This is a genomic window from Tistrella mobilis, assembly GCF_041468085.1.
Lineage (GTDB): Bacteria > Pseudomonadota > Alphaproteobacteria > Tistrellales > Tistrellaceae > Tistrella > Tistrella mobilis_A.
The window spans coordinates 584,701-597,188 of record NZ_CP121014.1; the positions used below are offsets into that span (position 1 = coordinate 584,701).

The following is a 12,488-nucleotide window of genomic DNA, read 5'->3' on the forward strand; positions in this document are numbered from 1 at the left end:
CGGCGATGAAGGCCCCGCGCAACGATTTCAAGCGCCGGCTCACCGCCGGCGAGACCCTGAACGGCTTCTGGTTGTCGCTGGCAAGCCCCGTCGCCTCGGAAGCCCTGTCGCTCGCCGGCTTCGACTGGCTGCTCTTCGACGGCGAGCATTCACCGGTGGACGTGGCCGGCGTGCAGCCGCTGCTGCAGGCGGCCGCCACCGGCACCGCCTCGGCCGTGGTCCGGCCGGCCTGGAACGACAAGGTGCTGATCAAGCGCCTGCTCGACATCGGCGCCCAGACCCTGCTGGTACCCTTCGTCCAGTCGGCGGAGGAAGCCGCCGCCGCCGTGCTGGCCTCGCGCTATCCGCCCCATGGCGTGCGCGGCGTCGCCGGTGCCACCCGCGCCAGCCGCTACGGCCAGACCGAGGATTATTTCGCGGTCGCCAATCAGGAGATCTGCGTCCTGGTTCAGGTGGAAACCGGCGAGGCGCTGGGCCGGCTGGAAGAGATCGCGGCGGTCGACGGTGTCGACGGCGTGTTCATCGGCCCGTCCGACCTCGCCGCCTCGATGGGCCATCTGGGCAGGCCCGGCCATCCCGAGGTGCAGGCGGCGCTGAAGGACGCCGCTGCCCGCATCGCCGCCACCGGCAAGGCCCCCGGCATCCTGGCCACCAGCGCCGCCGATGCCCGGCGCTATGTCGACTGGGGCTATCGCTTCGTCGCCGCCGGGGTCGATATCGGCGTGCTGATGGCCGGTGCGAAGGCCATGCTGGCCGAGGTCCGCGGCAGCTGACATCCGACGCGATCGGAACGAGGCGCGGGGGAGGATGGCATGGCCATTCTCCCCCGTTTCCCATTCTCCCCCGTTTCCCATTCTCCCCCCTTTTCGGTCACATTCAGCCGCCCGCCGCCCACTGGTCGAGCAGGCTGATCCAGAGCGCCTTGGCGCGGAGCTGATAGGCGATCATGCCCGCGGTCAGCCGCCGCCGGGTTTCGCCCGGGCGAAGCGCATCGGGCAGCAGCGGATCGCGCACCAGGTTGCGGATCACCGTGCGGCCGATGGCGAGCGAGTCCGCCGCAACCGGTTCGGGTGACGCCTCCCCCCGCTCCACCGCATCCTGCGCCGCATTGCCAAGCACCAGCAGCCGGTCGAGATCCGCCTCCACCCGATCCATGGAGGCGCCATCCCAGAGGGCGCGGGCGCGCGCCTCGTCGTCGGGCGCCAGATCATCCAGGCGGAACACGGTTGCCGGGGGGGCCAGACCCAGCTGCATCAGATCATCCCGCAGCGCCGCGGTCCCGCCCGCCAGGTTGTCGGGCCGGATCCACACCCCCTGGGTCAGCTGCCGGAAGCCGCGCAGCCTGAGCGCGCGATCATGGCGGCGCAGCTGCGGCCGGTCGGTCCGGTCGATCGCCGCATCGGCGACGCCGATCCAGGCACCGGACCAGGCGACCAGACGCCCTTCCCGCCGCCGCCAGCCTTCAACCTCGCGCACCAGCGCGCCGGCCGCGGCCAGCGCATGAACACCGCGGGCGGGCGAGGTGATCACCCCATCCGCCTTCAGCCGGCTGAGCGCCACCCGCACCGTCTGATCGGTATAGCCGAACAGATTGCCGGCCCGGACCAGCGCCTTCAGCGGCAGTTCATGGGCGTCATGTGTCGTCAGAAGATCCAGAACCATCTCCCGTGCGTTGGGCGGGGTTGGATTCGTGACCGTTTCGGTGGAAACTGGAGCGTCGGCTTGCGATGTTTCGTCGATCGTCATTAAATACCATGAACTGAAGCAAACGGTTTGATCCGACGGAGGCGCCCGATGAGCACAGATGATACCACGTCCGAACGCCAGGCGGTCAGAGTCGACACCACCGCCGGGATTTCAACCATCATCCTGGATCGCCCCGAACGGCGCAATGCGGTGGACCGTCCCACGGCCGAGGCGCTGCGCGCCGCCTTCGCCGCCGCCGATGCTGATCCGGAGGTGCGGGTGATCGTGCTCTGGGGGGATGGTGGCACCTTCTGTGCCGGTGCCGATCTGCGCGCCCTGGGTGATCCTGAGCTGCGTAACGAGGTGGAGCCGACCGGCACCGGCCCCGGGCCGATGGGGCCCAGCCGGATGGTGATCGACAAGCCGGTCATCGCCGCGGTTGCCGGCCATGCCGTGGCCGGCGGGCTGGAACTGGCCCTGATGTGCGACCTGCGGATTGCGGAAGAGGATGCGGTGTTCGGCGTGTTCTGCCGCCGCTGGGGCGTGCCTCTGATCGATGGCGGTACGGTACGTCTGCCGCGGATCGTGGGCCATGGCCGGGCCATGGACATGATCCTGACCGGCCGCCCGGTCAATGCGGCAGAGGCGCTGGCGATCGGCCTCGCCAACCGTGTGGTGCCGAAGGGAGAGTCCCGCGCCGCGGCAGAGGCGCTCGCCCGCCAGATTGCCGCCTTCCCGCAGGCCTGCATGCGCGCCGACCGGCGATCGGCGATCGGCCAATGGGATCTGCCGATGGCCGAGGCCTTGGCGCGCGAAGGCGCCGGCGGCTATCCGATCGTGTTCGAGGAAGCCATCGCCGGGGCCGGCCGTTTCGCCGCCGGGGCCGGGCGCCATGGCAGTTTCGAGGACTGACGGAAGAACCCCGGACCTCACCGGGGCAGAACCATGCAACCATGCCGGCCGCGCCCAAGCCCGCGGCCCCGTGACAGGGAGACCAGACGTCCGATGTCCGCCACCACCTGTGGACCTCTCTACCGCGACCTGATCGACCAGGGTGCGCGCTGGCACGGCCCGCGCACCGCCATCGAGTTCGAAGGCCGGAGCCTGACCTTCACCGAGGTCGACCAGCTCTCCGCCCGGCTCGCCAATGCCTTCCATGCCGCAGGGCTCGGGCACCGCACCCGCGTGGCCCTGCTGCTCGACAACGGGCTGATGAGCGTGCCGGTCGATTTCGCCTGCGTGCGCGCCGGCATCGACCGCGTGCCGCTGAATTCCAGGCTGTCGCTGCGCGAACACGCCCATATGCTGCGCGAAACCCGGGTCGGCGCCCTGGTCTACGGGCCGGAACTCGCGGGGCGGGCGGCAGAGCTTGCCGCCGAGCTGCCCGATCTCACCCTGCTCGGCCTTGGCACGACCGAGGGCGGTGGCAGCGACATCGTGGCGGCGGCGGCCGACCAGCCCACCACCCCGCCCGCGATCCGGGTTGAAGCCGACGACGTGGTGCTGACCCTCTTCACCTCGGGCACCACCGGCACGCTCAAGGCCGCCCAGCACACCCAGGCCTCCTATGCCGCGATCTGCCGCAATGTGCTGCTGAACCTGCTGCCGGCCGGGCCCGACGACGCCATGCTCCATGCCGCCTCGCTGATCCATGCGAGCGGCGTGTTCGTTCTGCCCTTCTGGCTGCGCGGCGGCCGCACGGTGATCATGCGCGGCTTCGAGCCCGACGCCTATCTGGCCCGGATCGTCGAGGACGGCATCACCGCGATCAACATGGTGCCGACCATGCTGGGCATGCTGCTCGACCGGCCGGGGGCGGCCGCCGTGGCGGACAGCCGGCTGAAAACGATCATCTACGGCGCCTCGCCCATGCCGCGGCCGGTGATCGAGCGGGCGATGGCGATGTGGGGGCAGCACCGCTTCTGGCAGTATTACGGCCAGACCGAATGCCCGCTGACCATCTCGGTGCTGCGCCCCGAAGACCATGTGCCGGAGCTGCTGGGCGCCGCCGGCCGGCCGGCGCTGGATGTAGAACTCCGCATCGTCGATGCCGCCGGCCAGGACGTGCCGGCAGGTGAACCCGGCGAGATCGCGGTCCGCGCGCCCCAGCGGATGAAGGGCTATCTGGACGCGCCGGCGCTCAACGCCGAAACCCTGCTGCCCGAGGGCTGGATGCGCACCCGCGATATCGGCCGGATCTGCGACCGCGGCTATCTGCACCTTCTGGACCGAACCTCGGACATGATCGTCACCGGCGGCTACAACGTCTATCCGCGCGAGGTGGAAGACGTGCTGGCAGCCCATCCGGCCGTCGCCGAATGCGCGGTGATCGGCCTCAGCGATCCGCAATGGGTTGAGGCGGTGACCGCGGTGGTGGCGCTCCGCCCCGACCACCGCGCCCGCGCCGCGGCCGATCCTGACGCCTTTACCGAGGAACTCCGCAGCTTCGCGGGCGAGCGCCTCGCCGGCTATAAGAAGCCGCGCCGGGTGATCGTGGTGGATGCGATCCCCAAAACCGCGGTCGGCAAGCTGAACCGCAAGGCTCTGCGCGACACGCATCGGGCGGGCTGACGCAGGCGCCCGCGCCATCGATCATCGGGCCGGCTGCGATCCGTCGCAGCCGGCCCGATCTCGTTCGGGGGACCGATGCCGCCCGGAGGTCACATCACTTCCGCCCGGTCTCGATCCCCAGCCGTTCGATTATCCGGCCGGTGTCGCGCAGATGGGCGGTCAGCAGCTCCACCGCGGTCGGGGCGTCGCGGGCGATGGCGGCGTCCATGATCGCCTTGTGCTCGGCCTCGATGTCGCGGCCAGCTGCGCCCCCGCTACCGACCCCACCCTCGTCATCCGGGGCGGCGCCGGCGCGCATCAGGGCCGGGCGGCGGTAGCGCTCGGTCTGGACATAGAGCATTTCCGACAGCTCCCGCGTCCAGCGCGAGGGGCAGGCGGCGATCAGGGCGCGGTGAAAGGCCTGGTGGCGGCGCTCGATCTCTTCGATCGCCGGCTCGCTCGGCCAGTCGCCGGCGGCGCGCAGCCGCTTGCTGCAATGGCTGAGGGCGTGGAAGGCCTGGACGATGCCGATTTCCCAGTCGTCGCCGCCGCGGGCGATCGCCGCGGTCAGGGCCTCGCGCTCGATCATGATGCGGGTTTCGATCGTGTCCCACATCTCGTCGACCGACATTTCGGCGACGCGGAAGCCGCGGAGCGCATAGGCCGTCACCAGCCGTTCGCTCTGCAACCGCGCCAGCGCCTCGCGCAGCGGCGAGAAACTCAGCCCGTAGGTCTCCTTCAGATACTCGAACCGCATCGGCTGGCCCGGCGCCAGCCGGCCCGCGACGATGTCGCGGCGGATGGCACGATAGGCCTGTTCGGCCAGCGTCTGGGCGGGCTCGGCATCGGCGTCGGCACGGATGGCGGCGGTGTCGGCCATGGCGGCTCCGGGGGTGGCGGGTCTGGATCAGGGCTTCGGCCCGTCTGAGCGGGGCATTCGCCCATGGGATATGAACCCGGCGCGCGATCTTGTCCAGACCGCTTTCGCAGGGCCTGTTCATCCTCGCCAATTTGCATGATCGACGCAAGCTTTCAGGATTTTCGACAATCCGTTTGACTTTCTACGGACCGGGTCCTAGCGTTTGAACAGGACGCAGGCCGGGGCATGAGGTTTCATCGGAACCGCGCGCCCCCCAAGGCCGCAGGAAGCCGGCGCGGGAGAGACGCCGGCATCGAACAGACGGGGAAAATCCGGTCCGCAGGGAGAACCGATCGATGCGGGAAGACATTCCCGGCCGGGCAAATGTCGCCGACACGCCCGAACTTGCCGCCTATTACGACGAGCTGGCCGCCCGCGAGATGGGTGCGCTGTGGACGGTCGCCAACGAGATCGAGCCCTGGTTCCCGAAGCCGAAATCGGTGCCGGTGATCTGGCGCTGGCAGGATGTGCGGCCCTTCGTCGACCGTGCGCCCGGCCTGGTGCGGCCTGAAGACGCCGGCCGGCGGGTGGTGATGCTGGTCAATCCGGGCCGGCGCGACATCTCGGCCGCGGTGGGCCTGCTCTATACCGGCGTGCAGGTGATGGACCCGGGCGAATGCGCCAGTGCCCATCGCCACATGGCGAGCGCGCTGCGCTTCATCATGGAAGGCTCCGGCGCCTATACCATCGTCGAGGGGGAGCGGATGACCCTCGGCGCCCGGGATTTCGTCCTCACCCCCAACGGCACCTGGCATGAGCACGGCGTGGCCGAGGGCGGCACCCGCAGCATCTGGCAGGACGGGCTCGACATCCCGCTGATGAACGCGCTCGACGCCAATTTCTACGCGGTCCATCCCGATCTGCACCAGGGTGAAACCAGGCCGGTCGACGGCTCCGCGGCGCTCTGGTCGGGCGGCATCATCCAGCCGACGGAGCTGCGGAAGAACTGGCAGAAACCCTGGTCGCCGGTGCTGAAATACGCCTTCGAGCCGGCCTTCGAGGCGCTGACCCGCGCCGCGAAGGTTCATGAGGGCTCCCCCTTCGACGGGGTGATCATGGAATATGTGAACCCGCTGACCGGCGGGCCGGTGATGCCGACCATCGGGGCCAGCCTGCAGCTGCTCCGCCCCGGTCAGCATACCCGTGCCCACCGCCATACCGGATCGATCGTCTATCAGGTGGCCAGGGGCCGCGGCTTCTCGGTGATCGACGGCAAGCGCTACGACTGGTCGGAGAAGGACATCTTCGTGGTGCCCTCGTGGTCGCTGCACGAGCACGGCAATGCGTCGGAGAGCGAGGAGGCCTGCCTGTTCTCGTTCAACGATCTGCCGGTGATGCGCGCGCTCGGCATCTATCACGAAGAGGCCTATACCGGCACATCCGACGGCCGCCAGGCGATCATCGCCGGCTGAGGCGCTCCCCAGACGAACATCCTCTTCCCCCCACCGGTCGCCCGCCCCCGCGCGGCCGGTCGCGGGAGGGCGCGTGCCCGCTCTCCCGCCCTCTCCCTTCCGCAACATCCCCCCCACATCGACGTCTTTTCGAGGACCTGATGAAGCTCGTCACCTTTGACCGGGACGGTACGGCGCGGCTCGGTGCCGTGGCCGGCGACCTGATCGTCGACCTCTGTGCGCTGGCAGCCGCCGCAGGCGAAACCTGCCCCCCAACCATGCTCGCCCTGATCGAGGCCGGCCCCGAGGCGCTGGACGGCGTGAAGCGGCTGATGGCCGCCCATGACGGCGCCTGGCCGGCCGGCACCACGGCCAGGCTGGCGGATACCCGCCTGCTCGCCCCCATCCAGCGCCTGCCCAAGGGCGTGATCGGCGTCGGCCTCAACTACTCCGAGCATGTCGAGGAGAGCAGCCGGACGATGGACACCGATCGCGACATGCCCTCGCATCCGGTGATCTTCTTCAAGCCGCCGACCGCCGTGATCGGGCCTGAGGACAGCATCGTCCACAACCAGGCCCAGACCTCGCAGCTCGACTGGGAAAGCGAGCTGGGTGTGGTGATCGGCCGCCGCTGCCGCGACGTGGCGCCCGGCGACGCGCTGGGCCAGGTCTTCGGCTATACCTGCGTCAACGACATCTCGGCGCGCGACCTGCGCCATGGCGGCCAGTGGTGCTTCGCCAAGGGCCAGGACACCTTCGCGCCGATGGGCCCCTGGATCGTCACCGCCGACGAGATCGAGGATCCGCATGCCCTGCGCATCGGCCTGCGCGTCAACGGCGTCACCAAGCAGGACGGCAACACCCGCCAGATGATCTTCCGGGTGCCGGCGCTGATCGCGCATCTCTCCTCTGGCATCACGCTGGAACCCGGCGATGTGATCGCCACCGGCTCGCCGGCCGGCGTCGGCATTTCCTATGTGCCGCCGCAATTCCTGAAGCCGGGTGACGTGGTCGAAGTCGATATCGAGAAGATCGGCGTCCTGCGCAATCAAGTCATCGCCGGCTGAGCGTTTGGTTTGCCCTCGCCGGGCGAGCGCTGCACGCGCCGCCTGTCGCCTTCCCCTCCCCGCACCCGGTGCAGGGCCGGCCGCGCGAACGAGCCGGCCCGCGCCATCCGTCTCAAGCCATGACAGGAGGCCAGACATCATGCGGACCAGGATCACCGCCTTTACGCTCGGCCTGACCGCCGCGACCGCGCTTTCGGGCGTGCTGCTCGCCGCACCGGCCGATGCCGCCGACCCGCTGCGGATCGGCTTCATCACCACCCTTTCCACCCCCGCCGGCTATATCGGCGAGGATGAGCGCGACGGCTTCAAACTCGCCATCACCCAGGAAGACGGCAAGCTCGGCGGCGTGCCGGTGGAGCTGGTGGTCGAAGACGACGCGCTGAAACCCGCCAATGCCAAACAGATCGCCGAACGCATGACCGGCGAGGGCATCCGGCTGTTCACCGGCGTGAACTTCTCGAACGTGATCTCGGCCGTCGCCCCCACCGTGCTCAAGACCGGCGCCTTCTATGTCAGCCTCAACCCCGGCCCCTCGGTCTTTGCCGGGGGCGGCTGCAGCCCCAACTATTTCGTCGCCTCGTATCAGAACGACAATTTCCACGAGGCCGGCGGCCTTGCCGCGAACGAGCTGGGTTACAAGAAGGTCGTGATCCTGGCGCCGAACTATCAGGCCGGCCGCGACGCGCTGGAAGGTTTCAAGCGCACCTATAAGGGCCAGGTGGTCTCGGAGATCTACACCAAACTCGACCAGACCGATTTCTCGGTGGAACTGGCGCGGATCCGCTCGGCGGCGCCGGATGCGATCTATCAGTTCCATCCGGGCGGTGCCGGCATCAACTTCGCCAAGCAGTACGCCAATTCGGGCCTCGCCAAGGAGATCCCGATGGTGCTGCCGGTATTCTCGATGGATGCGCGGATGATGGCGGCCACCGGCGATGCGGCCGAAGGCTATTACATCGCCAGCAACTGGAGCGCCGGGCTCGACAACCCCGCCAACAAGGATTTCGTCGCCACCTTCGAGAAGACCTATGGCCGCAAGCCGACCATCTATGCCGCACAGGCCTACGACACCGCGAAGCTGATCGCCTCGGGGCTCGACAAGGTCGATGGCGACATCGAGAAGCAGGATGCGTTCCGCGCCGCACTCAAGGCCGCCGACTTCACCTCGGTGCGCGGCAGCTTCGCCTTCGGCCAGAACCAGCACCCGATCCTCGACTGGTATCTGATGCGGGTGGAGCGCGGCGCCGACGGCCAGCTGGCCCAGACGGTGGTGCGCAAGGTGGCGACGGCCATGCAGGACGCCTATGCCGCCGAGTGCAAGATGTGACGTCGGGCAAGATATGACGTCCGGCAAGATATGACGTCCGGCAAGATGTGACATCCTGCTCGGGCGGCACCCGACGACCGGGCGGCGGCGCATCGCGCCGCCGCCGCACTTCCTCTCGCATGCGGAAGGGCCCATGTCCACGCTGCTGATCGAGCAGATCCTGAATGGTCTGCAATACGGCGCGATGCTGTTCCTGCTCGCTTCCGGTCTCACCCTGATCTTCGGGATCATGGGGGTGATCAATCTCACCCACGGTTCGTTCTACATGGTCGGCGCCTTCTGCGCCGCCTATGCCGCCACCGCCACCGGCTCCTTCGCCGCAGCGGTGCTGGCGGCGCTGGTCGGCGCCGGGCTGTACGGGCTGGTGATGGAGCTGGTCGTCATCCGCCGGCTGTATGCCCGCGACCATCTGGATCAGGTGCTCGCCACCTTCGGCATGATCCTGTTCACCAATGAACTGGTGAGCGTGGTCTTCGGCCGCACACCACCCTTCATGGACATCCCGTCCTTCCTGACCGGCACCGTCGCCCTGCTGCCCGGCCTCTCCTATCCGGTGGTGCGGCTGGCCTTCATCCTGGTCGGCGCCGTGGTCGCGGTCGGGCTCTGGCTGCTGATCACCCGCACCCGGATCGGCATGCTGATCCGCGCCGGCGCCGATGACCGCGCGATGGTCGATGCGCTGGGGGTCGACATCCGCCGGCTGTTCAGCCTGGTCTTCGCGCTGGGCGCGGTGCTCTGCGGCCTTGCCGGCGTGATGACGGCGCCGCTGCTCGCGGTCGAGATCGGCATGGGAGAGCGCATCCTGATCACCACCTTCGTGGTCATCGTGGTCGGCGGGGTCGGATCCGTGCGCGGTGCGGCCGTGGGTGCGCTGATCGTCGGCATGATCGACAGCCTGGGCCGGGCCTATATCCCGATCACCCTTTACGAACTGCTGCCGCCCGAGATCGCGAGCACGCTCGCGGCCGGCCTGGTCTCTGCCAGCATCTATGTCGCCATGGCGGCGATCCTGCTGGTCCGGCCCCGCGGCCTGCTGCCCGCCCGAGGATAGGAAGGCATCCCATGTCCGACAGCCTTACCCATAGCGCGGCGGCAGCGGCCGCACCCCGCCCCGGCCCCGGGCGGCGGCTGGTGGTCCATGGCCTGGGCCTTGCCATCTTCGCCGCCATGCCCGCCATCGCCGCCGCGGCCGGCGACCCCTTCGTCGTCAGCCTGTTCACCCGCTTCCTGATCTATGCCATCGCCGCCGTGGCGCTGGATCTGGTGATGGGCTATGGCGCGCTGATCAGCTTCGGCCATGCCGCCTTTTTCGGGCTGGGCGGCTATGTCGTCGGCATCATCGCCCATCATGCCGCCGAAACCGGCACGATCTTCGGACTGGCGACCAGCAATTCGGCCCTGGTGGTCTGGCCGGTCGCGATCGGGCTGTCGGCCCTGCTGGCGCTGATCATCGGTGCCCTGTCTCTGCGCACCCAGGGTGTGCAGTTCATCATGATCACCCTCGCCTTCGGCCAGATGGTCTATTTCATGCTGGTCTCGCTGGAGGTCTATGGCGGCGATGACGGGCTGCTGATCATGGAGCGCAACACCCTGCCCGGGCTCGATCTCTCCGACCCGACGGTCTTCTATTATCTCTGCCTTGCCGTGCTTGCCTGCTGGCTGCTGCTCTGCCGGCGGCTGGTCGGGTCGCGCTTCGGCATGGTGCTGCGCGGGCTGAAGCAGAACGAGCGCCGGGCGGTCAATCTTGGCTTCGCGCCGCTGCCGCACCGCCTGGCCGCCTTCGTGATCTCGGGCGCGGGCACCGGCCTTGCCGGCGTGCTCTGGGCCAATTACGCGCTCTATGTCAGCCCCGACATGGCCGCCTGGTCGAAATCCGGCGAATTCATGTCGATCGTGATCCTGGGCGGGGTGGGCACGCTGTTCGGCCCGGTGATCGGCGCTGCGGTGTTCCTGGGCCTTGAACAGCTGCTGGCGATCTGGACCGAACACTGGATGCTGGTGATGGGGCCGGTGCTGGTGGCGGTGGTGCTGTTCGCCCGCCGCGGCCTCTATGGTTTCCTCGTCGGGGAGAGGTCCCATGACTGACGCCACCGCCGCCGACCTGCCCCGGCTGGCCATCGAGGGGCTGCACAAGCGCTTCGGCGCCGTCGCCGCCACGGCCGGTGTCGATCTGGAGGTGCGCCCGCGCGAGCTGCACGCCCTGATCGGCCCCAACGGTGCCGGCAAGACCACGCTGATTTCCCAGATCGCCGGCGAGATCTTCCCCGACCAGGGCCGGATCCTGATCGACGGTCGCGACGTCACCCGCATGTCCGCCCATGCCCGGGCCGGCCAGGGGCTGGCCCGATCATTCCAGATCACCCAGCTGTTCACCGATTTCACCGCGCTCGACAATGTCGCAATGGCCATCCAGGCCCGGCAGGGCGGCAACTGGCGCTGCTTCGGCTCTGCGCGGCGGGATCGCAGCCTGCGCGATCCGGCGATGGCCCACCTGACCGCGGTCGGCCTGGGTCATCGCGCCGACGAGGTGGTGGCAGATCTCGCCCATGGCGAATGCCGCCAGCTGGAACTGGCGGTGGCGCTGGCCGCCAAGGCCTCGCTGCTGCTGCTCGACGAGCCGATGGCCGGGCTTGGGCCGGAAGAGAGCCGGCAGATGACCCGGATCCTGCAGGGGCTGAAGGGGCGCTATGCCATCCTGCTGGTCGAACACGACATGGATGCGGTCTTCGCGCTGGCCGACCGGGTGACGGTGCTGGTCTATGGCCGCACCCTGTTCACCGGCACGCCCGACGAGGTCCGCGCCCATCCCGAGGTGCGGGCTGCCTATCTGGGAGACGGTGTCTGATGCTGAAAGTCGATGGACTCGAAGCCGGCTATGGCCGGTCCCAGGTGCTGTTCGGCATGACGCTGGCGGCCGAAGAGGGTGAGGTCATCTCGCTGGTCGGCCGCAACGGCATGGGCAAGACCACCACGGTCAATACGCTGATGGGCCTGCTGCCGGTGCGCCGCGGCCGGATCGGCTTCGACGGCGCCGACATCGCCGGCCGCGCGCCCAACCGCATCGCCCGCGCCGGCATCGGCCTGGTGCCGGAAGGGCGGCGGGTCTTCGCCTCGCTGTCGGTGGAAGAAAACCTGGTCGCGACCGCCCGCCGCGGCGCCGGGGCCCGCTGGGGCCTCGCCGATGTCTTCGGCCTGTTCCCGCGGCTTCAGGAACGCCGCCGGCAATCGGCCCGCACGCTCTCGGGCGGTGAACAGCAGATGCTGGCGATCGGCCGGGCGCTGCTCACCAACCCCCGCCTGCTGATCCTGGACGAGGCGACCGAGGGCCTGGCACCGATCATCCGCCAGGAGATCTGGGCCTGTCTCGGCCGGCTGAAGGCCGAGGGCCAGACCATTCTGGTGATCGACAAGAACCTGAAGGAGATGGCCCGCCTGGTCGACCGCCATCACCTCATCGAGAAGGGCCGTGTGGTCTGGGCCGGCTCCCCCGAAGCGCTGGCCCGGGACCCCGAACTCGCCCATCGCCATCTCGGCCTCTGACGGAGCCT

At 69.0% G+C, this 12,488-nt stretch carries 12 protein-coding genes; 10 read left to right on the top strand and 2 right to left on the bottom strand.

Going from position 1 to position 12,488, the window contains the following annotated elements; translation table 11 throughout:
- The first annotated feature begins 5 nt into the window (after positions 1–5).
- On the top strand, positions 6–773 hold the full coding sequence (locus P7L68_RS02335) for an HpcH/HpaI aldolase/citrate lyase family protein (protein WP_371998822.1): 768 nt from the start codon (positions 6–8) through the stop codon (positions 771–773).
- A 103-nt stretch (positions 774–876) separates the two neighbouring features.
- On the opposite strand, the gene P7L68_RS02340 is transcribed toward P7L68_RS02335, so the two are convergent.
- On the bottom strand, positions 877–1,662 hold the full coding sequence (locus P7L68_RS02340) for a transcriptional regulator (RefSeq protein ID WP_371998823.1): 786 nt from the start codon (positions 1,660–1,662) through the stop codon (positions 877–879).
- 132 nt (positions 1,663–1,794) lie between these two features.
- Here P7L68_RS02340 and P7L68_RS02345 point away from each other — a divergent pair, with 132 nt between their 5' ends.
- Positions 1,795–2,598, top strand: a complete 804-nt coding sequence (locus P7L68_RS02345; RefSeq protein WP_371998824.1) for a crotonase/enoyl-CoA hydratase family protein — start codon at positions 1,795–1,797, stop codon at positions 2,596–2,598.
- A gap of 93 nt (positions 2,599–2,691) precedes the next feature.
- Entirely contained in the window at positions 2,692–4,257 is a 1,566-nt protein-coding gene (locus tag P7L68_RS02350; RefSeq protein WP_371998825.1) for a class I adenylate-forming enzyme family protein, read from the top strand.
- Positions 4,258–4,351: 94 nt separating this feature from the next.
- Here the strand turns inward: P7L68_RS02350 and P7L68_RS02355 are convergent, their stop codons facing one another.
- The gene (locus tag P7L68_RS02355) at positions 4,352–5,116 is read right to left on the bottom strand and encodes a GntR family transcriptional regulator (RefSeq protein ID WP_371998826.1); all 765 of its coding nucleotides are present in this window, start codon (positions 5,114–5,116) and stop codon (positions 4,352–4,354) included.
- 335 nt (positions 5,117–5,451) lie between these two features.
- On the opposite strand from P7L68_RS02355, the gene P7L68_RS02360 reads away from it, so the two are divergent.
- The 7 genes from P7L68_RS02360 to P7L68_RS02390 all read left to right on the top strand — a co-directional run bounded on the left by P7L68_RS02360 (position 5,452) and on the right by P7L68_RS02390 (position 12,480).
- On the top strand, positions 5,452–6,567 hold the full coding sequence (locus tag P7L68_RS02360) for a cupin domain-containing protein (protein ID WP_371998827.1): 1,116 nt from the start codon (positions 5,452–5,454) through the stop codon (positions 6,565–6,567).
- A 140-nt stretch (positions 6,568–6,707) separates the two neighbouring features.
- Positions 6,708–7,613 (top strand): fumarylacetoacetate hydrolase family protein, encoded by a 906-nt coding sequence (locus tag P7L68_RS02365; protein WP_371998828.1) that lies wholly within the window; start codon positions 6,708–6,710, stop codon positions 7,611–7,613.
- A 139-nt stretch (positions 7,614–7,752) separates the two neighbouring features.
- The gene (locus P7L68_RS02370; RefSeq protein ID WP_371998829.1) at positions 7,753–8,940 is read left to right on the top strand and encodes an ABC transporter substrate-binding protein; all 1,188 of its coding nucleotides are present in this window, start codon (positions 7,753–7,755) and stop codon (positions 8,938–8,940) included.
- 133 nt (positions 8,941–9,073) lie between these two features.
- On the top strand, positions 9,074–9,991 hold the full coding sequence (locus P7L68_RS02375) for a branched-chain amino acid ABC transporter permease (protein ID WP_345960146.1): 918 nt from the start codon (positions 9,074–9,076) through the stop codon (positions 9,989–9,991).
- 11 nt (positions 9,992–10,002) lie between these two features.
- Positions 10,003–11,025, top strand: coding sequence for a branched-chain amino acid ABC transporter permease (locus P7L68_RS02380; RefSeq protein ID WP_371998830.1), 1,023 nt, complete (start codon positions 10,003–10,005; stop codon positions 11,023–11,025).
- The gene (locus P7L68_RS02385; RefSeq protein ID WP_371998831.1) at positions 11,018–11,785 is read left to right on the top strand and encodes an ABC transporter ATP-binding protein; all 768 of its coding nucleotides are present in this window, start codon (positions 11,018–11,020) and stop codon (positions 11,783–11,785) included. Before P7L68_RS02380 ends, P7L68_RS02385 begins: the two co-directional genes overlap by 8 nt.
- Positions 11,785–12,480 carry an ABC transporter ATP-binding protein gene (locus P7L68_RS02390; RefSeq protein WP_371998832.1) on the top strand — a complete coding sequence of 232 codons (696 nt, stop codon included), beginning with the start codon at positions 11,785–11,787 and terminating at the stop codon, positions 12,478–12,480. The genes P7L68_RS02385 and P7L68_RS02390 overlap by 1 nt, the downstream gene beginning before the upstream one ends.
- Positions 12,481–12,488: the final 8 nt, after the last annotated feature.

Bases quoted from the DNA above. Each gene is read 5' to 3' on its own strand.
- P7L68_RS02360 (WP_371998827.1), top strand. From the start codon at position 5,452: ATGCGGGAAGACATTCCCGGCCGGGCAAATGTCGCCGACACGCCCGAA.
- P7L68_RS02390 (WP_371998832.1), top strand. From the start codon at position 11,785: ATGCTGAAAGTCGATGGACTCGAAGCCGGCTATGGCCGGTCCCAGGTG.
- P7L68_RS02340 (WP_371998823.1), bottom strand. From the start codon at position 1,662: ATGGTTCTGGATCTTCTGACGACACATGACGCCCATGAACTGCCGCTG.
- P7L68_RS02365 (WP_371998828.1), top strand. From the start codon at position 6,708: ATGAAGCTCGTCACCTTTGACCGGGACGGTACGGCGCGGCTCGGTGCC.
- P7L68_RS02385 (WP_371998831.1), top strand. From the start codon at position 11,018: ATGACTGACGCCACCGCCGCCGACCTGCCCCGGCTGGCCATCGAGGGG.
- P7L68_RS02370 (WP_371998829.1), top strand. From the start codon at position 7,753: ATGCGGACCAGGATCACCGCCTTTACGCTCGGCCTGACCGCCGCGACC.
- P7L68_RS02355 (WP_371998826.1), bottom strand. From the start codon at position 5,116: ATGGCCGACACCGCCGCCATCCGTGCCGACGCCGATGCCGAGCCCGCC.
- P7L68_RS02345 (WP_371998824.1), top strand. From the start codon at position 1,795: ATGAGCACAGATGATACCACGTCCGAACGCCAGGCGGTCAGAGTCGAC.
- P7L68_RS02350 (WP_371998825.1), top strand. From the start codon at position 2,692: ATGTCCGCCACCACCTGTGGACCTCTCTACCGCGACCTGATCGACCAG.
- P7L68_RS02375 (WP_345960146.1), top strand. From the start codon at position 9,074: ATGTCCACGCTGCTGATCGAGCAGATCCTGAATGGTCTGCAATACGGC.
- P7L68_RS02335 (WP_371998822.1), top strand. From the start codon at position 6: ATGAAGGCCCCGCGCAACGATTTCAAGCGCCGGCTCACCGCCGGCGAG.
- P7L68_RS02380 (WP_371998830.1), top strand. From the start codon at position 10,003: ATGTCCGACAGCCTTACCCATAGCGCGGCGGCAGCGGCCGCACCCCGC.